Here is a 19,542-nt window from a genome sequence, read left to right as displayed (position 1 = left end):
AGCCATGACGAAGATCGACACGAGCGGGGCGGGCGATGTGCCGCCGACTCCGTCGCACACCGTCGGGCCGTTCTACGGGTACGCGCTGCCGTTTCCCGGCGGCGAGGACATCGCGCCCGTCGGGCATCCGGACACGGTCACCGTGCGGGGGTACGTGTACGACGGCGCGGGCAGGCCGGTGCCGGACGCGTTCCTCGAAGTGTGGGGCGCCGACCCCGCCGGGCAGGTGTCGCGGGTCGACGGTTCGATGCGGCGCGACCCGGCGAGCGGCGGGTTCCTCGGGCGCAACGGCGTGGAGTTCACCGGCTGGGGCCGGGTCCAGACCGATGCCGACGGGCACTGGTACGTACGCACGCTGCGGCCCGGCGCGCGGGGCGTGGCCGCGCCGTACCTGAGCGTCTGCGTGTTCGCGCGCGGCCTCCTCGTCCACCTCTTCACCCGGATCTACCTGCCCGGCGACGACGCGGCGCTCGCCGCCGACCCGTTGCTCTCGGGGCTCGACGGCGCGCGGCGCGACACGCTGGTCGCACGGGAGGAGCCGGGCGGCACGTACCGTTTCGACATCCGCCTTCAGGGCGAGGACGAGACGGTCTTCCTGGAGTACATGTGAGTCTGTTCGACCCCGGCACGGAGGACGCGCCCACGGAGCGCACGACCTCCGAAGCGGCCTTCCTGCAAGCCCTGTTGGACGCGGAGGCCGCCCTGACGCGGGCCCAGGCGTCGCTCGGCCTCGCGCCCGCCGCGGCGGCCGACGCGGTGACCGCCGCCGCGGTGGCGTCCTCCTTCGACCTGCGCGACCTCGCCCGGCGGGCCCGCACCGGCGGCAACCCGGTGATCCCGCTGGTCGCCGACCTGACGGCGGCCGTCGCCCCGGAGCACGGGCCGTACGTGCACCGCGGCGCCACCAGCCAGGACATCCTGGACACGGCGCTGATGCTGGTCGCGGCGCGCGGCCTCCACGAGATCCTGGCCGAACTGGACCGCACCGCCGAGGCGTTGTCCCGGCACGCCGCCGCCCACCGGGACACGGTCATGCCCGGCCGCACCCTCACGCAGCACGCCGTGCCGACGACGTTCGGCCTGAAGGCGGCGGGCTGGCGGTCGCTGGTCCTGGACGCGCGGGACAGGGTGCGCAGGGTGCGGTCGGAGCTGCCGGTGCAACTGGGCGGCGCCGCGGGAACGCTGGCGGCGTTCGAGGCGTACGGGGCGAGCGCTCCGCTGGACCTGGTACCGGCGTACGCGGACGAACTCGGCCTTGCCGCGCCCTTGTTGCCGTGGCACGTCCTGCGCACCCCGGTGGCGGACCTGGCGGGCGCGCTGGCGTTCACGGCGGGCGCGCTCGGCAAGCCGGCCGTCGACGTGGCGACCCTCTCCCGCACCGAGATCGGCGAACTGGCGGAGGGCTCGGGCGGCGGCTCCTCCGCGATGCCGCACAAGGCCAACCCGGTCCGCTCCACGCTGATCACGGCGGCGGCCCACCGCGCCCCCGCGCTCGCGGCGACGCTGTACGGCTCGATGCCGGCACAGGACGAACGCCCCGCCGGCGCCTGGCACGCCGAGTGGACGACCCTGCGGGAGCTGCTGCGGCTGACCGGCGGCGCGGCCCGGGACGCGGCGGAGCTGACGACGGGCCTGGTGGTGCGCGCCGATGTGATGCGCGCCCATCTGGACCTGACGGGCGGCGCGATCGTCTCCGAGCGCTTGTCGGCGGAGCTGGCCTCTCTGCTCGGCAGGGGCCGCGCCAAGGAGTTGCTGAGTGACGCGACGCGCCGGGCCGCGCAGGAGAACCGCCCCCTCGCCGACGTCCTGGCCGAGGAACCGCACCTGAGGACGGTGGACGTGGCCGCGCTGACGGACCCGGAGCGGTATGCCGGGGCGGCACCGGAACTGGTGGACAGGGCGCTGAAACGCAGCTGAACACAGGGGCCGAGTTCCTGCGGCGCCGGGTCCGGCGGGGGTTCGGTCGCAGACGGCGAGTCCGCAGCCGGCGGACTCCGTGTCGGCCCGGACAACGGCGCCGGGCCCTCGGAACCGCCGGGCTCTGCGCCCGGCCCCGAAGGAAGACACCAGTCCCGCGGGCAACCGGACCCACCGGCCCCGGGCACGTCCCGCCCCGGCGGCTCACTTCTCGCCCCGGCGGCTCCCATAGATGGCCCCGCGCCGCGCCCCGCTCACCACAACCCCCACCCCGAGCCCGTTATAGCTGGAGTCACGCCATGTCCCACTCCCCCCTCCTCCACCACCGCGCCGAGGGTTCGCCCTCCGCGCCTGCGCTGATGCTCGGCCCGTCCCTCGGGACCTCGCTCGCGCTGTGGGACCGGGTCGCGCCCGAGTTGTCCAGCGGTCACCGTGTCGTGCGGTGGGATTTGCCGGGGCACGGTGGGTCCGACCCCGGGCTGATCCGGGCCGGGGCCACCGTCGGGGACCTCGCCGAGCTGGTGCTCGCGCTCGCCGACTCGCTCGGCATCGAGCGGTTCGCGTACGCCGGGGTGTCGCTCGGCGGCGCCGTCGGGATGTGGCTCGCGGTGCATCACCCGGAGCGGGTCGGCAGCCTCGCCGTGCTGTGTTCGTCCGCCCACTTCGGTGGTGCCGAGGCGTGGGAGGAGCGGGCGGCTCAGGTGCGGGCGCACGGGGTCGGCGGGGTCGCCGAGTCGGCCGCGGCGCGATGGTTCACGCCGGGGTTCGGTGTCGCGCGGCTCGTCCAGGACAACCGGGACGCCGATCCGGGCGCGTACGCCGCGTGCTGTGACGCCCTCGCCGCGTTCGATCTGCGGGAACGGCTCGCGGACATCGCCGTGCCGACGCTCGTCGTCGCCGGGCGCGAGGACCCCGCGACTCCGCCCGCGCACGCCCGGGAGATCGCCGACGCCGTGCCCGGCGCCGAACTCGTCGAGCTGGCCGGGGCCTCCCACCTGGCCGTCGCCGAGCGGCCGGACGCCGTGGTGGGGCTGCTCCGGACCCATCTGGGGCAGAACGCCACGCTCGGGATGGAGGTGCGGCGGGAGGTTCTCGGTGACGCGCACGTCGATCGGGCGCAGGCGCGGCAGTCGCCGTTCACGGCCCGGTTCCAGGACTTCATCTCCCGGTACGCCTGGGGCGAGATCTGGACCGACCCCACCCTGTCGCGGCGCGAGCGCAGCATGGTGACGCTCACCGCGCTCGTCGCCCACGGCCACCTCGATGAACTCGCCATGCACGTACGGGCGGCGCGCCGCAACGGGCTCAGCCCCGAGGAGATCGGCGCCGTGCTCCAACAGTGCGCCGTCTACGTGGGGGTGCCCGCCGCGAACGCCGCCTTCGCCGTCGCCCAGCGGGTGCTGGAAGAAGAAGGCGGCCAGGACTAGCGCAGGCCCCTGCCCGTCTCCAGGACCTCCCTCGCCCGCGCCGCCAGGCCGTCCGCGCCGCACGAACGCGCCAGCGTCAGGCCCCGGTTGAGCTCCGAGAGCGAGCGTGCCGCCATGCCGTACTCGACCCGGGCGAGGGCGTGCTCGTACGCGCACGGTGACGCTTCGAGGTAGGTGACCGCCTTCGCGTACAGGGTGAGCTGGCGCTGGCCGGTCTCCAGGGCGGCCGCGCAGCGCAGCGCCTCCCCTATCGCCGTGTCCGTGCCGAACCGCTCGGCCTGGACGCGGGCCTCCGCGACGAGTTCGGCCGCGCGGTGCGGGTCGGTGGGGGCGAGGGCGCGGGCCAGGTCGCAGGCCCACGGCGCCATGATCGTGTTGTGTCCGCCGCGGGCGATGGCGGCCTTGGCGGCGGTCTCCAGCTCGTTGATCCCCTCCTCGACGCGGCCGGTGGCGAGGAGGAGGCGGCCGCGGACGGAGTGCGCGTCGGGCAGCACGATGGTGGACGGGTAGGGCGGCCCGAACGAGTACCGTTCGGCGATCGCCTGCGCCTCCTCGGGCTTGCCGCGGGCGAGCAGTGTCTCGATGAGCATGCAGGCGGCGTCCCAGTGCATGGGCAGGCCGTGCCCGACCCGGTCGGCGAGGCGCAGCGACTCGCGCAGGAACGCCTCCGCGTCGGTGAGCCGGCCGCGCCTGCGGTGCACGTAGCCGACGAAGGCGTGGGCGAGGGAGAGGTGGCCGCCGCTCCAGCCGGCCGTCTCGTACTCGCGGACGGCACCCGTGAACAGGGACTCGGCGCGGTCGAGCCGGTCGGCGAAGAGGTAGGCGCTGCCGAGCATGGTGAGGACCTCGAAGCCCCATTCGGAGTCGAGCCAGCCGAGTCCGGGCGCGAGCCGCCGGTTGACGAGGGCGCGGTCGCAGCGCTCGATGACCTCCTCGGCGTTCTCCCCGCGGGTCATGGCGTCGAAGGCGCGCAGGATGAGCAGGACGCGCTCGGCGTTGTCCCGGCCCGTGAGCTGGTCGGCGAGGCTGGCGAGGGCGCGGGAGCGGCCCGGGGAGTCCTCCTCGCCCGCGTGGATGCCTTCCCACATGAAGCGGACGGCTTGCAGGCGCAGCCGGGCGGGGCCGGGTTCGAGGAGGTCGGCCTCGGTGTCGATGACGCGCAGCGCCTCTTCGAGCTGGTCGTTGTGGACGAGGGCCTGGGAGAGCCGGCAGACGGCGTCGACGCGCTGGTCGCCGACGAGGCCGGGCGTCGTGTCGAGCGCGGCGTCCAGGTGTCTGATGGTGGTGGCGGGCGAGGTGAGGAGGGTGGCGCAGCCCAGTTCGTAGTGGAGGTGCGGGCGGATCTCGGGCAGCGGCGGCTCCTGGAGCGCGCGCTCCAGGCAGCGCCGTGCGGCGTCGGGCGCGCCGACGGCGAGGTGTTCGCGGGCGGCGGCGCGCATCTGCTCGACCAGCTCCGGGTCGTCGTCCGGGTGGACTTCGAGGAGGTGGCGGGAGGCCGCGGCGGGCCCGTGCCCGGAGGCGGTGACGGCCCAGGCGGCCTGGCCGTGCATGGCGGTGCGGGTGGCGGGCGGGATCGCGTCGTAGACGGCGGAGGCGATGAGCGGGTGGACGAACTCCAGGGCGTTCTCCGCGCCGTCGACGGAGTCGGTGAGGATGCGGGCGGCGCGCAGCCGCTCGGCGCAGCGGCCCGCCTGCTCGGGGTTGAGCCCGGCGAGGAGGGCGGCGAGGCCCCGGCCGCGCGCCGACTTGTTGAGCGCGCGCAGTTGCCCCGCGGAGTCCTCCTCGGGGCTGAGGTCGCTGTCCTGCACCTTGGCGAGGAGTTCGACGGTCTCGTACGGGTTTCCGCCGGTGACCGCCCACACCTCGCGGCAGAACGGGTCGTCGGCGTGGTCGCCGAGGGTGGCGCGGGTGAGGCCCGCGGTGGCGTCGGGGGTGAGGGCGCGCAGGCGGGCCGTGCCGGGGCGGGCGGCGTCGGCGACCGCGTCCAGGCAGACGGCCGCGGCGTCGTTCTCGGGGTCGCGCTGGGCGACGACGAGGAGGACGGGCAGGTCGTCGAGGCGCTCGGCGAACGCGGCGAGCCACTCCAGGGTCTCCAGGTCGGCCCAGTGCGCGTCGTCGATGAGGATGACCAACGGCCAGTGCAGCCGGGCCAGTCGGGAGACGGCGGCGACGAGGCCGTCGCGCACGCCCTGCGGGTCGGCCTGGCGCCCGGTGGGTTCGGCTATGCCGAGGGCGGGGCCCGCGATGTCGTACCAGTCGCCGAAGTACTCGCGGGTCTCCTCGTCGGAGAGCGCGAGCAGCGCGGGCTGGAGGAGCTGGCGCACGACGTTGAACGGGACGGAGGTGACGGTCTCGCCGCCCCGGGCGGACCACACGGTGGCGCGGCCCTCCGCCAGTTCACGGACGCGGCCGAGCAGGGCCGTCTTGCCGATGCCGGCCTCGCCCCGGTAGACGACGAGGCTGCCCGAGGACGCGGCGTCCGCGCACAGGTCGTCCAACGCCCGCAGCGCCACGCCGAGTTCGGACTCCCGCTCCCACAACGGCGGGCCGGCGGAGGCGGCGTCGCTGTGCCGTCCCTGAGTCATCCCCGCACCCTCCTGGTGTTCGTGCACGCCGATCGGCCGGCGTGCTGGTCACGAGAGTAATGCGCGACGCCGCGCCGTGGTGGGGGGTCGGGGAGCCCGGCGGGATTTGGCCGGAGCCGGCGCATCCACGGGGTTGACAGGTTTCGGCCGGTAACACTTTCGGCAACGGTTCCGACCGCATCGCGGACCCTCTCATGCCCTTTTCAGGCACGCCTCATACTGTTTCGTTCATGACGTCGCAGACTCCCGCAGGCTGGTACCCCGACCCCGGCCAACCCCCCGAAGGACCGCGCACCGAACGCTGGTGGGACGGCGGCCGGTGGACGGACCAGACCCGGCCCGCCGCGGCCCCGCCGCCGTACCCGCAGACCGCGCCTGGCGCGCCGACAGCACCGAACGCGTACCCGGCGTACGGCGGCCAACCCGGCTACCCGGGTTACCCCGGCTATCCCGCCCAGGTGCCGTCCACGCCGCGCAATGGGGCGCGCGTCGCGATCGCGGCCGGTGTCGCGGTGGTAGTGCTCGCCGGTGTCGTCGGCGGGGTCTACGCGCTCACCTCCGGCGACGACGGCAAGAACGGCACGGTGGGCGCCGCCTCGGAGGGGCCGCGCGGCCCGAAGGGCCCCGAGGGCGGTCCGGGCGGCGGCAACGGCGGTGACGAGCCGTCACCCGAGGCGTCCGGCTCCTCGCAGCCGCCGCTCGACGAGGGCTACGCCACCGACGTCCTGAACGGGGTCGCGCTGCCGGTCCTCGACCACTGGACGGGCAGCGACGGCGCGGGCGCGGCTGGCGTGCAGACGGGCCCGTACAAATGCCCCGACGACGTGAAGCAGACCTGCGTGAAGGGCGGCGCATCCGTCGCGTCCGCGAAGAGCCTGAAGCTCGACGGGACCACTGCGGAGGCGGTGGCCAAGGAGGACATCCTCAAGAACTCCACGGCGTCCTACGGCGGTGAGGTCTACGGCGGCGTCGTCCAGCACGACGAGGTGCTCTCCGAGAAGGTCACGGTCGCCGGGCAACAGGGGTACCGGGTCCGCTGGAACGTGGACACCAAGTCGAACATCGACGCCTGGGTCGAGTCGGTCGCGTTCCCCTCGCCCTCCGACCCGCGGACGCTCCTCGTCGTACGCATAGGTGTGGACATGCCGCGTACGAAGAAGGAAGAGGCGGCCGGGCCGGACAACACGGCGATCGACAAGATCGTCAAGGGCATCAAGAAGGCCGAGGTCACCGGTGCGGACCTCGGTGGCGGCAACGGCAAGGACGTCTGAGCCGGCACGGGTTCGGCAGGAGACCGGTAGGGGCCCGGCACAGACCTGGGGCCGGGCGGTCTCCCCTCCGCTCATGGAGGAAACCGCCCGGCCCCGGGGGTGCGCGCCGCCCCCGTCCCCACGGTGCGGCGCGGGCAGACCGCCGGTCGGTCATCCCTGCGACCGGCGGCCTCCCGTTCAGGTGGCCCGGTCCGCCGGAGCGGTCAGGCCGAGCCCTGGGATCAGCACGTTCTCCACGAAGCCGACCAGGTAGTCGGCGTCCGCGTCGCGCCCTTCCAGGAAGGGGCGGCTGCGCATGACTCCGAAGAGCTGCGCGGCCACGTACGGCAGCGCGGGGTGGTCCGCGGCGATCTCACCGCGCGCCACGGCCCGCTCGATCATGGCGTCGATCGAGGCCAGCTCCGGCTCGACCAGCGCTTCCCGCAGGGCGACCTTCAGCTCGCCGTCCTGGCGCGCCGCGTGCCCGAGGGCCTGCAGCAGCGCCGTGTCCGGCGGTGACTGCGCCGCCGCGTTGCGCGCGGCGGAGACGAGGTCGCCCGCGAGGCTGCCCGTGTCGCACGCGGAGAACTTCGTACAGCGCCCGGCCCGCAGCGCCGCCGCCACCAGCTGCGGTTTCGTCCGCCACTGACGGTACAGCGTCGATTTGCTGCAGCAAGCCTGGGCCGCCACGCCCTCCATCGTCAAGGCGTCGTAGCCGTTCCTGCGCAGTTGGTCGAGGACCGCGTCGTAGAACTCCTGCGCGCGCTCGGGAGTGATCTTCGATCGGCGCGAGGCGGTCGGCGCTGTCGCGGTGGCCGGGTCTCGCTCCGTCATGTCTCTCCACTTCTCGCTCCGCGGGTTGTGTCGATGAGAACACACTCGCTATCGATACGCCAGTGTACCGGTACGCGGGCGTTTCGGTACACTGGCGTATCGGTACCGTAGCGTTTCGGTACAGCGTCGTTTCGGTACAGTGCCGTATCGGTACAGTGCCGTATCGATGAGGTCTGGTGCTTCGGCGTTTACCTACGCGTCACTAGCGCACCCAGGGCTCAGGCGCACCGCCAGCACCAACCGCACCACCCAGTCGTCACGAAAAGGGGCCGGGGGATGGATTCCCTTACCGAGCCTGTCGAACCGGAGCCGGACAGCCGATCTGCCCGACCGCCCCTGGTCCGCGAGCTCCTACTCGTCGTAGGACTTTTCCTCGTCTACAAGTTCGGCCGAGGTCTCGCCAACGGCCACACCGCCGAGGCGTTCCACAACGCCCGTGACGTGTGGGACCTCGAACGGGCCGTGCACCTGCCCGGCGAGGGCACGATCCAGAGCGCGCTGCTCCACGGCGACACCCTCGTGCACGTCGCGAACACCTACTACGCGACCGTGCACTTCCCCGCCACCGTCGCCCTCCTCGTCTTCCTCTACCTGCGCCGTCCGCGCCACTACGTGTGGACCCGCCGGGTGCTCGCCGCCCTCACCGCCGCCGCCCTCGTCCTGCACCTCGGCTTCCCGCTGGCGCCGCCGCGGATGCTGAGCGCGGCGCACCTCGTCGACACCGCCCAGGTCTACGGGCCCTCCGTGTACGCGGCGAAACCGTCCACGGACACCCTGGCCAACCAGTTCGCGGCCATGCCGTCGCTGCACTTCGGCTGGGCGCTCATGGTCGCGGTCGCGCTGATCGTCGCCACCAGGTCGCGGTGGCGGTGGCTGTGGCTGCTGCACCCGCTGCTGACGCTGCTCGTCGTCGTCGGCACCGCCAACCACTACTGGCTCGACGCGATCGTGGCCACCGGGCTGCTCGGCGTCGCCCTCGCGGTGATCCGCATGCCGCGCACCGTCGGAGGGCCCGCGGCGATCCGCCGCCACCTGCTGCCCGCCCCGGCGGCCACCGCGCCGCCGGCCGCCGCTCTCCGCGCCGGCGGCGCCTCCGAGCCCGCGCCCTGGGCCCCCGCCGCCGCCTTCCGAACGCCGCCGGACTCGCTGTCCGCCTCCGACGTACTGGCACACATGCCGTTGCGGATTCCGCTCAAGGTCTCCCCCACGCCGGGTTCCACCTCGGCGGCGACCGCCCCGCAGCCCGTCGCGACCGGGGCCGTGCGATGACCGCCACCCTGCTCGCGGTCGTCCTCTCCCTCGTCTCCGCCGTCGCCTACGCCGCCGCGGCGGTCGCCCAGGAACGGCTCGCCGCGCGTACCGCTTCCGCGGGGGCCGGCACCGGTGCCGGGCTGTGGCGGCTCCTCGGCACCGGTGCCTGGTGGTGGACCGTCGTCCTCAACGCCGGGGCCGCGCTGCTGCACGTCGCCGCGCTCAAGTACGGGCCGCTCACCCTCGTGCAGCCGCTCGGCGCGCTCACGCTCGTCGCCGCCGTGCCGCTGGGGGCGCGGATCGCCGGGCGGCACGTCACGGGGGTCGAGTGGCGGGGGACGGCGCTGACGCTCGCGGGGCTCGCCGCGCTGCTCGTCACCGCGTCCGGGCCCGCGCCCGACGACACGCTCTCGCTGCCCGAGGCGCTCGTGGTGGCCGGGGCCACGGCGGCGCTCATCGGGGCGTTGTCGCGGCGCGGCGCCAAGCCCGGGCTGCGGCACGCGACCGCCTCCGGCGTGGCCTCGGGGGTTGCCTCCGCGCTGACCCAGACGGTCACTGTCGCGGCTACCGATCGGTCCGGGCCGTTGTTCGCTCCGCAGGTCGTTGTGGTGGCCTTGCTCGTCGCGGCGTTCGCCGTAGGTGGGCTGCTGCTGTCGCAGACCGCGTACCGGGGTGGGCTCGGGGCGCCGCTCGCCATGGTGACCCTGGCCAATCCGGTGGCCGCGGCGGTCATCGGGCTGTCGATGCTGGGGGAGCGCCTGCACGGGGGTGTCGCGGGGTTCGTGCTGGCCGGGGTGGGGGCGGTGCTCGCCGCGCGGGGGGTTGTGCTGCTGACCCGGAGCCCGGGACGGGAGACCGAGCCTGTCGAAGCCTCCGTGGTGCCACTACCGGGAATCCCGACCCAGCCGGAACCCGAGGGACTCACCCTACGAGCGTCCTGAGCCGGCGGGGTTCGTGTCGCGGTCGGTTGTGCGGTGGGGCGGGGCCGGGTCAGGCGTGCGTGCGGGGGCGCTGTAGGGCGCGGTCGGTTGTGTCGTGGGGCGGGGCCGCGCCGGCGTACCTCCTCGGCCGGATCGGTCTGACCCCCCGCTGTCCGCCCAGAGGTCGCGTATCCGGCGCTGCATTCCGGCGGTGTCCTGCGGGGGCACCCCGACACGTCCCCTCCCGTAGCGACGCGGGTGCACCCCGGTGGCCCATACGGTGGCCAAAACACGGCCGGATACGCCCAGTGCCGCCGCCCACCGCCCCCACCCCGGGCGCCTCGCGCCCCGCCGCGGGCAACCTGCCGCTCCCCGCACCTACCCCGCCCGGGGCGCCCCCGCCCCGCCTTGGGCAATCTGCCGCCTGGGGCGGCAGGGTGGGCAAGGCGGCCCCCCAGCGCCGGGTGACCGGTGAAGGAGGCCCCCGCAAACACCCCGCCCCGCCTGGCGGCACCAAGGCCCGGGCATACGTCAGGCGCGTCAGCCGAGGCCCCGGGAATCCTGTTTCAGCGCCGTGTCCACCGTCAACGCCGTCGCCACGACAAGGCTGAGCAGCGGCTCGGGAAGCTGGAAGTGGATCTGCAGGACGTAGTTGTCCGCGGTCGTGAACATCGTCTTGGCCAGGCCCTCCCACGTCTTCGTGATGCGGGCGACCTCCTGTTCCGCGTGGTCGACGATCGCGAAGTTCCACGCCCGCCAGTTCTCCGCCTTGATCGCCCCGACCTGCTGACCGTTCACGTTCATCGCGAAGTTGATCTTCCCGATCACGTTCTGCTGGACGATCTCCCCGACCGGCGAACCGTCGGGGCGCTCCACCACGACCCGCGACTTCATGAACTTCGCGGGACGCGTCAGCACCAGTTGCGGCTGACCGTACGCGTCCCGGATCTCCAGCTTGTGCGTCATGAACTGGTCGACACTGGAGACGAAGCGCAGCGCCTTCTTCAGGCTGCTCTGGCCGATCTCGGTGACGGAGCCCAGGACGTTGCCGTTCTGGTCCATGACGCTGTACTCGTTGGTCAGCTCGATGAGCTTGGCCTTCTGGTTGACGACCAGGACCGGCTCGGTGAACAGCGAGCCGCCGCCCTGCGCGGTCGGCGCGATCCCGGCCTGCTGCTGCACCTGGCGCTGGACGGCGTGCGGCTGCGGCTGCGGCTGCGGCTGAGGGGCCTGTGCCTGCGGCTGCTGGGCCGCCGGGTTCTGGGCGTGCGTGTGCTCGGTCCACTGGGAACCGTCCCACCAGCGCAGTGACTGGGGAGCGCCCTGAGGGTCCGGGTACCAACCTGCAGGGGTGTTCGATTGCGTCGTCACCGGGGCACACTATCGCGGCCCCCTGTGCCCCCGCGGTGACCAGGGGCACAGGGTTCCGCTTCCGTCTCAGCCCGTCGCGATGCGCGGGTCGCTGACGCCCGGCTGCCCGTTCTCCACGTGTCCGGCGAGGCGGCGCAGATAGCCGGCACTGCCGTCGAGCACGATCTTCAGGTCGTACCAGCGCTTGGTCGCGCGCAGGCCGAGGGTGTGGCGGACGGTGGCGCCGGACCGCACCGTGAACGTCTGCGCCTGGCCGTCGTAGGCGTTGGTGACGGTGAGGTGGGCGTCCGTGGGGGTCGGGTTGCGGAGGGTGAGGGTGAGGTTGCCCGTGGGCTCGTGGCGGGCGGTGATCTCCGGCTCGGCCTTCTTGTTGTCGCCCTGGAAGGTGCGCAGGAAGCCGTTCGGGCCGTGCACCGTGAGGTCGTACCTGCCGCCGGAGTAGAGCGAGTTCCAACTGTCGGAGAGCGACTTCGCCGCCTCCGTGGTGTACGTCCACGGGCCGTCGCCGCGGCTCTGGGAGCGCACGTGGAAGACCGCGCCCTTCTTGTCGCCGCCGCTGAACGTCAGCTTGTACTTGCCCGTCGACAGATCCTGGGCGCCGTCGACGTAGGGCGCGTAGGCGAGCGGGCGGCTGGGGCGTGTGCCCTTCTCCTGCTTGGGGAGCGCGCCCTGTGCCGGCGGCTTCGGCACGTAGCTGGTGTGGCGGTCGCGGTCCGGCGGCTCGTAGGCGGACGTGTCCGGCAGCTCCGCCGGGGCGGTGACCTCAAGGGAGAAGTCGAAGGCGGAGGTCAGGTCGCCGCAGATGGCGCGGCGCCACGGCGAGATGTTGGTCTCCTTCACCCCGAAGCGCTTCTCCATGAAGCGGAGGATGGAGGTGTGGTCGAAGGTCTCCGAGCAGACGTAGCCGCCGGTCGACCACGGGGAGACGACCAGCATCGGCACGCGCTGGCCGAGGCCGTACGGGCCCGCCGCGCGGAGGCCGCCGCCCGGGTAGTAGTCCAGTTTTGTGTCGACGGTGGACAGGCCCTGGTTCGCCGAGGCCGGCGGGTACGGAGGTACCACGTGGTCGAAGTAGCCGTCGTTCTCGTCGTACGTGATGAACAGCGCCGTCTTGCTCCACACCGCCGGGTTGGAGGTGAGGGCGTCCAGGATCTGGGAGATGTACCAGGCGCCGTAGTTGGCGGGCCAGTTGGGGTGTTCGGTGAACGCCTCGGGCGCCGCGATCCAGGAGATCTTCGGCAGCTTCCCCGCCTTCACGTCGGCCCGGAGGATGTCGAAGTAGCCGTCGCCCGCCTTGGCGTTGGTGCCGGTGCGGGCCTTTTCGTACAAGGGGGTGCCGGGTTTGGCGTTGCGGAAGGTGTTGAAGTAGAGGAGCGAGTTGTCGCCGTAGTTGCCCCGGTAGGCGTCGTTGATCCAGCCCCAGCCGCCCGCGGCGTCGAGTCCGTCGCCGATGTCCTGGTACACCTTCCAGGAGACGCCCGCCTTCTCCAGGCGTTCGGCGTACGTGGTCCAGCCGTAGCCCGCTTCCTCGTTGCCCAGGACCGGGCCGCCACCGGTGCCGTCGTTGCCGACGTGGCCGGTGAGCATGTAGTAGCGGTTCGGGTCGGTCGCGCCCATGAACGAGCAGTGATAGGCGTCGCAGACCGTGAACTTGTCCGCGAGCGCATAGTGGAAGGGGATGTCCTGCCGGGTGAGGTGGGCCATCGTGCCCGTGCCCTTGGCGGCGATCCAGTTGTCGTACTTGCCGCCCGCGAATGCGCTGTGGCCGCCCGCCCAGTCGTGGTCGAGCCCGGCGATGAACTGCATGCCCAGGTTGTCGGCGTCCGGGTGGTACGGGAGCGTCTCCTTGCCCGCGCTCGACTGGTGCCAGACCGGTTTGCCGCTGGGCAGTGTCACCGGGCGCGGGTCACCGAAGCCCCGGACGCCCTTCATCGTTCCGAAGTAATGGTCGAAGGAACGGTTCTCCTGCATGAGCACGACGATGTGCTCGACGTCCTCGACGGTGCCGGTGCGGCGCGCCGCCGGGATGGCGGCGGCGCGCTCGATCGATCCGGACAGGGCCGTGAAGGCGGCGGTGCCGCCGGCGATCTGGAGGAAGCGGCGCCGATTCAGTTCGGTCATGGGTGCGGGGGTCTCCGTTGCCTCGGAAGTGGGGTCCGTGTGCGTTGAGGGGCAACGGGGAGTGTTCAAGACGAACGGGGGCGAGCGAAAGGGGGCCGAAGTGACGGTCGCGCAAAATGTAGGCCCCCGTCCAGCGTCCTGACCGTCCCGGAAGGTCTCAGCGGACGTCCTCCCACAGTTCCCGCTCCGCTCGGCGGGGGTCGTGTTCCTGGTGGGACGTCGTGTCGAAGACCATCGTCGTACGGTCCTTCTCCGGGTCGTACGCGGGCCAGCCCGGGTCGCCGGTCGTCGCGAAGTCGACCCATGCCGCGTGCATCGTACGGGCCAGATCGTGCGGGGCCTTCTCGCCGGTCAGCGCCGCGTAGTCGGGGTCGTCGGGGAGGTCGAAGACGAAGGGGAGCTCCAGGGCGTGGCAGGCGCCCAGAGCGCCGTCGTACTGCGGGGAGCGCCAGGCGAACTCGTAGAGGTGGGTGCCAGGGACGGACTCGGCCAGGCGGATCGCCGGGACGCGCCAGAACCAGTCGGTGATCAGCCCGTCCAGGAGTTCGCCGGGGGTAGCGTCGGGGCGGATCTCCCGGTAGGCGGGCAGGTCCACGCCGTAGGCGTCGGCCTGGCGGCGGACACGGCCTTCCGAGATCGTGTCGAAGCGGCCCGTCGGCGCCATGTACAGGCGGTTCTCCTCGCGGTTGGAGCCGACCAGGAGGTCGACGCCGAGGTCGGGGCCTGGGAGGCGGAGGCCCGGCGCGACCGGTTCGAAGGCCATGCCGTTGAGCGCCGCGTCGCCCCACACCGCCGGGTCGGGGCGGCTCGCGAAGTCGGCCCGCAGCATCGCTTGCGCGTCGATGAGATCGGGCAGGGGGACCGCCGCGAACGCCTCCGCCGTGTGCGGGACGCCGAGTCGCTCCGCCATCCGCTCCCCGATGCGGCGCGCCGTGTCCGGGCCGATGAAGTGGTGGCAGGCGCCGCTCTGGAGCACCGCCCGCCGGAACAGGCCGCGGGCGCCGGGCTCGGCGAGGAGCTGCCCGATCGCGACGCCGCCCGCCGACTCGCCGAAGACGGTGACGCGGTCCGGGTCGCCGCCGAACGCCGCGATGTTCTCCCGCACCCACGTGAGCGCGGCGATCTGGTCGAGGAGCCCTCGGTTGTCGGGGGCGCCCGGCAGGTGCAGGAAGCCGTCCGTGCCGAGGCGGTAGTTGACGCCGACGAGGACGACGCCGTCGCGGGCGAAGGTGTGGCCCCGGTAGCCGGAGGCGTTCGCGGAGCCGTTGGAGAAGGCGCCGCCGTGCAGCCACACCATCACGGGCAGCCGCGCGCCGGGGCCGGGTTCCGGGGTCCAGATGTTGAGGTTGAGGCAGTCCTCGCCCGGCATGGACGTGTCCGGGATGAGCGTGTCGAAGGGCGGCGCGTACGGGGCCTTCGGCGCGGTCGGGCCGTAGGCGGTGGCGTCGCGGACCCCGGTCCACGGCTCGGGGGGCGCGGGCGCGGCGAACCGGCGTGGCCCGAACGGCGCGGCGGCGTAGGGCACGCCGAGGAACGCGGCGACACCGTGCTCGGCGCGGCCGCGCACGGCGCCCTGCCGGGTGGTGCACTCGGGCGACGCGTCGGTCATGGGCGAACTCCTCACTGAGGACAACAAAATGAAGCGGCTACGTTCACCTCTTCCCTCCGTACCTTGCCACCTCCCCGGCACGCATTTCCCCGCGCGGAACACACCACAGCAAACCCCGGCACGCCGGGCCCCGCCTCCGCCGACGGCCCTCCGCCCCCAACCTCCGCCACCGCCACCGCCACCGCCACCGCCACCGCCACCGCCACCTGCGGCACCATCCGCCCTGCGACTCTCCCCGTGGCGGCCCTCCAGCACCGACCCACACCACGGTCACCTGCGGACCCGTCCGTCCCACGGCGGCTCCCGCGAGCCGCCCCATCACCCCGGCCCCGTACCGATCACCAGGCGGAACGCGGCGCAGAACACGACGCCCCGGCCCCCCCACGGCGGCCCTCCGGCGCCGGCCTCCGCCACCGTCGCCTGTGGCATCACCCCTCCCACGACTCCCCCGCGACGGCCCTCCAGCTCCGGCCCCGCCACCTGCGGCACCACCCATCCCCACGGCCCTCCCGCGAGCCGCTCCCGCCACCCCCGCCCCGTACAGATCACACCCCGCCCGGCCCCGCCTCCCGCGGCAGTCCCCCGGCGCCCGCCTCCGCCGTAGGCGTCTGGGGTGTCGCCCGGCCCCATGGCTCTCCCGCTAGCCATTCCGCTACCGCTCGGCCGATGGGCTGGCCCGTTTCGATTTCGATGAAGCCGAACTGGCCGGACTGGTTGCACTCGAGGAACCACCAGATTCCGTCGGCGTCCTCGGCGAAGTCGAAGGCGCCGTATGCGAGTTGGGCGCGGGTCAGGTACGCGTGGACCGATTCCGCGACGCGTCGTGGCACGCTCACCGGGCGCCAGGGCCCCGCGCCGGGGTCGAAGCGGACGTCGACCACGGCGTCGGCGTCCTCGATGTCCGGGGCGGCCGTGGCCCGCGCCGCGAAGAGCCGGTCCCCGACGCAGGTGAGGCGGATGTCGGCGACCTTGCGCACCCGGCGCTGGAGCAGCGTCGGCCCGTGCGCCACGTCCTGGTAGTCCTCGTCGGGCCGGACCCGCGTCGTGGGCACGGCGAACGCGCCGTCGCCGGGGTGCGCCCCGGAGACCGGCTTCACGACGAGGTCGGGGTAGCGCTCGGCGAACTCCCGTGCGACGCGCGGGAACGTGGTGATGAGCGTTGCGGGCACGGGCAGCCCGCACTCCCTCGCGAGCCACAGCTGCCAGGGCTTGTGCCGTGCCTGGTTCGCGGCGTCGGGGTGGTTCATCCAGCGCGCGTCGGTGCAGCGCAGCATCCCGTACAGCGCCTGCGACGCCTCCTCGGTGAGCCAGGGCGAGGCGGCGCGCGAGCGTGCGGCTGGCACGCCGGGTCTGCGCACCCAGACGGAGCGCAGACCACCCATGCTGACGACGCGTCCGGCGACGGAGAGGTGACCGTGGAACACGCCGTGCGCGTACTCCCCGGAGACGTCGACCCCGCCGGGCAGTTCGGCCGGGTCGAGCCGGAGCACGGGGATTCCCCGGGCGTTCAATTCGACGACCGCCATGTCGGCCGTCACATCCTGTTCACTCGTCAGGATCAGCACCGTCATTCCGGGCGGCCGTTCAGTCGTCGAAATGGGTTTTGGATCCCGCTGTCGAGGTGGTGGCGGCGCATTCTCGCAACACTGCGTAGTCACGCGCGGCCACTCCGCCGTCGGGCAGCACGTTCAACTGCAGTGCGGAGTCGTACGTGTACACCGCGCTGACCTCGGTCTCTCGCGTGGGGCGAGCGTAGTTCAGGGCGAACGGTCGCATCAGTACTCCTAGTTGGGGGGCGCACCAAGTCAAGCGCATGGTGACTCTCCGACGTCACACTCCTGAGGAATTTCTCAGATTCTCTGTGTAGAACGCATCACACCCACGGAGGAGTTGCTTCCGGCGCCGAGGAGGGTGAGGCGGTCTTGGGCATGCAAAAGAGGCGGCCTTTGGGCCGCCTCTTCCGACTACCGCCTTTACAAGCCTTTACACGTCCTTTCGGCGTCCTCCACGAGAGAGGTAGGCGAGGCCGGAGTGGGCCGCGAGATAGCCGTCGACCAGGCGTTTCGCAACTGTCACTGAGTCAACGAGAGGGTGCAGGGCGAACGCCTTGACAGCCGTCTCGCGCGACCCGGACTCGGCCGCGGCGAGCACTTCGCGCTCCACGGCCTTGACGGCGGTGACCAGTCCAACCGCATGGAGTGGCAGCGGGTCGACGGCGACGGGGTGCGCGCCGTTCGCGTCGACGAGGCAGGGCACCTCGATGACGGCGTCCGCGTCGAGCGCGGCGAGGGTGCGCCGGTTGCGGACGTTGAGGATGAGCGTGGCGCGTTCGTCGCGGGCGATGGCGCGCATGAGGGCGAGGGCGACTTTCTCGTATCCGCCGGACTCCTCCAGGTCCGCGGCGTCCCGTTCCCCCGCGCCCGATGCCTCCCGGTTGTGGGCCATGTACGTGGCTTCGCGCTCGGCGCGGGTGCGGTCCCAGGCGGCGAGGGACGGATCGGCGTAGAACGCGGACTGCTGTTCGGCGAGGAAGGCGCCGCGTGTGCGCTCGGCCTCGCGGTAGGTGCGGACGGTCTCGCGGTTGAAGTAGTAGTAGTGCAGGTACTCGTTGGGGATGGCGCCGAGGGAGCGGAGCCAGTCCGTGCCGAGGAGGCGGCCCTCCTCGAAGGAGCCGAGCAGCTTCTCGTCCGCGAGCAGGCGCGGCAGTGCGTCCCGGCCGCCGACGCGCAGGCCGCGCAGCCAGCCGAGGTGGTTGAGGCCCACGTAGTCGGCCCAGGCGTCGGCGGGGTCGGCGCCGAGGACGCGGGCGACGCGCCGGGCGAGGCCGACGGGCGAGTCGCAGATGCCGATGACCCGGTCGCCCAGGATCCGCGACATGGCCTCGGTGACCAGGCCCGCCGGGTTGGTGAAGTTGATGACCCAGGCGTCCGGGGCGACCGCCTGGACGCGGCGCGCGATGTGGGTCGCGACGGGCACGGTGCGCAGCCCGTACGCGATGCCGCCCGCGCCGACCGTCTCCTGCCCGAGGACGCCCTCGGCGAGCGCGACCCGTTCGTCGGCGGCGCGGCCCTCCAGGCCGCCGACGCGGATCGCGGAGAAGACGAAGTCGGCGCCGCGCAGCGCCTCGTCGAGGTCGGTCGTGGCGCGCACGGCGGGCGCGTCGGGGGCGCCGGTGGCTTGTTCTCGCAGTACTCCGGTGATGGCGCGCAGCCGGTCCTGGTCGACGTCGTGCAGCGTGACCTCGGTGACCCTGCCTGGCGCGTGATCGGCGAGCAGCGCTCCGTACACGAGGGGCACCCGGAATCCGCCACCGCCGAGAATCGTCAGCCTCATGGCGCGATCGTAGGGCAGCCTTGTCCCCGACCTGATCTTCGACCGGCGGAGGACCTCCATGACACCCCCCACGCGACTCTCCTTGCCGCGGCGCACGAGACGCGGGCTCACCGCTCTCGCGGCGCTGACCGGTGCGCTCACCCTCGGCGTGAGCGCCGCGTCCGCCGCGGCCGCGCCCGCCTGGACCGAAACCGGCACGTCGTCGGTGAACTCGCTCACCGGCGGGCAGGGCCTCGCCACCCGCGCCGACGGCTCCCTCGTGACGCGCGGGCTCGCCTCGATACCGCTGGCCCTGCGCATAGCCGGCTGGTCGCACGTCGGCGATCCGGACGTGGCGGGCGGCTATGTCTTCGACGCGTACCAGGGCGGCGACGACGCGAAGAAGAAGATGTTCGCCGCGACGGGCCCCGACGGGAAGCGCACCACGTACGAACACGCCCTCGATCCGGGCGAGATGCTGAACAACTCGTTCGCGGCGGTGGCGCCGGACGGGCAGTGGCTGGTGGCGGGCGAGTGGGGCGCGATGAAGCGGCTCCAGGTCTTCCCAACGCCGGTCCTGAACAAGTCGGCTCCCGCGCCGGGCGCCAATCTGCCGCAGGCCGGGCAGATCACCCTCGACAAGGGCGTCGAGAACATCCAGGGCTGTGACTTCACCGACGCCACGCATCTGCTGTGCTCCTCCGACAACGCCGTGAAGGAGGTCGTCGAGGTGGCGCTCGACCGCCCGCTCGACGGCAAGCCGGTCACGGGCCACGTCTCGACCGCGTTCGCCATCCCGCAGCGCAGCATCTGTTCGGGCTCCTTCGAGGCGGAGGGCATCGACTACGACGCCCCGCGCGGCACCCTGCGCGTCGCGATCGTGCCGCCCGCGCCGTGCCTGGTGACGACGACGGTCATCGCGTACAAGCGAGGCTGACCGCACAG

The 19,542-nt window shown here is 73.0% G+C and carries 15 protein-coding genes; 7 read left to right on the top strand and 8 right to left on the bottom strand.

Translation table 11 applies throughout. From position 1 onward, the window contains the following. The first annotated feature begins 4 nt into the window (after positions 1-4). The 3 genes from pcaG (at position 5) to pcaD (ending at position 3,344) form a co-directional block, all read left to right on the top strand. Entirely contained in the window at positions 5-610 is a 606-nt protein-coding gene (gene pcaG / locus ABZ877_RS30095) for a protocatechuate 3,4-dioxygenase subunit alpha (protein ID WP_361077345.1), read from the top strand. Beyond that, positions 607-1,917, top strand: a complete 1,311-nt coding sequence (gene pcaB, locus ABZ877_RS30090) for a 3-carboxy-cis,cis-muconate cycloisomerase (RefSeq protein ID WP_361077342.1) — start codon at positions 607-609, stop codon at positions 1,915-1,917. The genes pcaG and pcaB overlap by 4 nt, the downstream gene beginning before the upstream one ends. Before the next feature lie 299 nt (positions 1,918-2,216). Continuing rightward, positions 2,217-3,344 carry a 3-oxoadipate enol-lactonase gene (pcaD, locus tag ABZ877_RS30085; RefSeq protein ID WP_361077338.1) on the top strand — a complete coding sequence of 376 codons (1,128 nt, stop codon included), beginning with the start codon at positions 2,217-2,219 and terminating at the stop codon, positions 3,342-3,344. Here the strand turns inward: pcaD and ABZ877_RS30080 are convergent. Further along, the gene (locus tag ABZ877_RS30080; RefSeq protein WP_361077335.1) at positions 3,341-5,929 is read right to left on the bottom strand and encodes an AAA family ATPase; all 2,589 of its coding nucleotides are present in this window, start codon (positions 5,927-5,929) and stop codon (positions 3,341-3,343) included. The two genes, pcaD and ABZ877_RS30080, sit on opposite strands and share 4 nt — an antisense overlap. A gap of 230 nt (positions 5,930-6,159) precedes the next feature. On the opposite strand from ABZ877_RS30080, the gene ABZ877_RS30075 reads away from it, so the two are divergent. Continuing rightward, a complete protein-coding gene (locus tag ABZ877_RS30075) occupies positions 6,160-7,200 on the top strand; it encodes a DUF2510 domain-containing protein (protein WP_361077332.1) in 1,041 nt (346 codons plus the stop codon). Positions 7,201-7,377: 177 nt separating this feature from the next. Here the strand turns inward: ABZ877_RS30075 and ABZ877_RS30070 are convergent, their stop codons facing one another. Then, positions 7,378-8,013, bottom strand: coding sequence for a TetR/AcrR family transcriptional regulator (locus tag ABZ877_RS30070; protein ID WP_361077329.1), 636 nt, complete (start codon positions 8,011-8,013; stop codon positions 7,378-7,380). A 276-nt stretch (positions 8,014-8,289) separates the two neighbouring features. On the opposite strand from ABZ877_RS30070, the gene ABZ877_RS30065 reads away from it, so the two are divergent. Together ABZ877_RS30065 and ABZ877_RS30060 are read left to right on the top strand one after the other, a co-directional pair. Further along, complete coding sequence (locus ABZ877_RS30065; protein WP_361077326.1) at positions 8,290-9,282, top strand: phosphatase PAP2 family protein; 993 nt, start codon at positions 8,290-8,292, stop codon at positions 9,280-9,282. After that, positions 9,279-10,205 (top strand): DMT family transporter, encoded by a 927-nt coding sequence (locus ABZ877_RS30060; protein WP_361077323.1) that lies wholly within the window; start codon positions 9,279-9,281, stop codon positions 10,203-10,205. The genes ABZ877_RS30065 and ABZ877_RS30060 overlap by 4 nt, the downstream gene beginning before the upstream one ends. Before the next feature lie 519 nt (positions 10,206-10,724). On the opposite strand, the gene ABZ877_RS30055 is transcribed toward ABZ877_RS30060, so the two are convergent. From ABZ877_RS30055 to ABZ877_RS30030, 6 genes are all read right to left on the bottom strand, one after another. After that, positions 10,725-11,555, bottom strand: coding sequence for a phospholipid scramblase-related protein (locus ABZ877_RS30055; protein ID WP_361077320.1), 831 nt, complete (start codon positions 11,553-11,555; stop codon positions 10,725-10,727). A 66-nt stretch (positions 11,556-11,621) separates the two neighbouring features. After that, entirely contained in the window at positions 11,622-13,676 is a 2,055-nt protein-coding gene (locus ABZ877_RS30050) for a phosphocholine-specific phospholipase C (protein ID WP_361077316.1), read from the bottom strand. A gap of 157 nt (positions 13,677-13,833) precedes the next feature. Then, positions 13,834-15,285: a carboxylesterase family protein gene (locus ABZ877_RS30045; RefSeq protein ID WP_361077313.1), complete on the bottom strand. Its 1,452-nt coding sequence runs from the start codon at positions 15,283-15,285 to the stop codon at positions 13,834-13,836. A 545-nt stretch (positions 15,286-15,830) separates the two neighbouring features. After that, positions 15,831-16,856 carry an ATP-grasp ribosomal peptide maturase gene (gene tgmB, locus ABZ877_RS30040; protein WP_361077310.1) on the bottom strand — a complete coding sequence of 342 codons (1,026 nt, stop codon included), beginning with the start codon at positions 16,854-16,856 and terminating at the stop codon, positions 15,831-15,833. 13 nt (positions 16,857-16,869) lie between these two features. After that, positions 16,870-17,061, bottom strand: a complete 192-nt coding sequence (gene tgmA, locus ABZ877_RS30035) for a putative ATP-grasp-modified RiPP (protein WP_361077307.1) — start codon at positions 17,059-17,061, stop codon at positions 16,870-16,872. Positions 17,062-17,268: 207 nt separating this feature from the next. Further along, positions 17,269-18,618, bottom strand: a complete 1,350-nt coding sequence (locus ABZ877_RS30030) for a 6-phospho-beta-glucosidase (RefSeq protein WP_361077304.1) — start codon at positions 18,616-18,618, stop codon at positions 17,269-17,271. Positions 18,619-18,676: 58 nt separating this feature from the next. Between ABZ877_RS30030 and ABZ877_RS30025 the strand changes: the two genes are divergently transcribed. Beyond that, positions 18,677-19,534, top strand: a complete 858-nt coding sequence (locus ABZ877_RS30025) for a hypothetical protein (RefSeq protein WP_361077301.1) — start codon at positions 18,677-18,679, stop codon at positions 19,532-19,534. The last annotated feature ends 8 nt before the right edge of the window (positions 19,535-19,542 follow it).

It is taken from the genome of Streptomyces sp. NPDC046939, assembly GCF_040644575.1.
In the GTDB taxonomy this organism is placed as follows: domain Bacteria; phylum Actinomycetota; class Actinomycetes; order Streptomycetales; family Streptomycetaceae; genus Streptomyces.
The sequence above is the reverse complement of the archived record's forward strand: the minus strand, read 5'-3'. Positions and strand labels throughout refer to the sequence as shown.

Excerpts from the sequence above, each read along its gene's own strand:
- pcaG (WP_361077345.1), top strand. The coding sequence starts at position 5 with ATGACGAAGATCGACACGAGCGGGGCGGGCGATGTGCCGCCGACTCCG.
- pcaD (WP_361077338.1), top strand. The coding sequence starts at position 2,217 with ATGTCCCACTCCCCCCTCCTCCACCACCGCGCCGAGGGTTCGCCCTCC.
- ABZ877_RS30080 (WP_361077335.1), bottom strand. The coding sequence starts at position 5,929 with ATGACTCAGGGACGGCACAGCGACGCCGCCTCCGCCGGCCCGCCGTTG.
- ABZ877_RS30075 (WP_361077332.1), top strand. The coding sequence starts at position 6,160 with ATGACGTCGCAGACTCCCGCAGGCTGGTACCCCGACCCCGGCCAACCC.
- ABZ877_RS30070 (WP_361077329.1), bottom strand. The coding sequence starts at position 8,013 with ATGACGGAGCGAGACCCGGCCACCGCGACAGCGCCGACCGCCTCGCGC.
- ABZ877_RS30065 (WP_361077326.1), top strand. The coding sequence starts at position 8,290 with ATGGATTCCCTTACCGAGCCTGTCGAACCGGAGCCGGACAGCCGATCT.
- ABZ877_RS30060 (WP_361077323.1), top strand. The coding sequence starts at position 9,279 with ATGACCGCCACCCTGCTCGCGGTCGTCCTCTCCCTCGTCTCCGCCGTC.
- ABZ877_RS30050 (WP_361077316.1), bottom strand. The coding sequence starts at position 13,676 with ATGACCGAACTGAATCGGCGCCGCTTCCTCCAGATCGCCGGCGGCACC.
- ABZ877_RS30045 (WP_361077313.1), bottom strand. The coding sequence starts at position 15,285 with ATGACCGACGCGTCGCCCGAGTGCACCACCCGGCAGGGCGCCGTGCGC.
- tgmB (WP_361077310.1), bottom strand. The coding sequence starts at position 16,856 with ATGACGGTGCTGATCCTGACGAGTGAACAGGATGTGACGGCCGACATG.
- tgmA (WP_361077307.1), bottom strand. The coding sequence starts at position 17,061 with ATGCGACCGTTCGCCCTGAACTACGCTCGCCCCACGCGAGAGACCGAG.
- ABZ877_RS30030 (WP_361077304.1), bottom strand. The coding sequence starts at position 18,618 with ATGAGGCTGACGATTCTCGGCGGTGGCGGATTCCGGGTGCCCCTCGTG.
- ABZ877_RS30025 (WP_361077301.1), top strand. The coding sequence starts at position 18,677 with ATGACACCCCCCACGCGACTCTCCTTGCCGCGGCGCACGAGACGCGGG.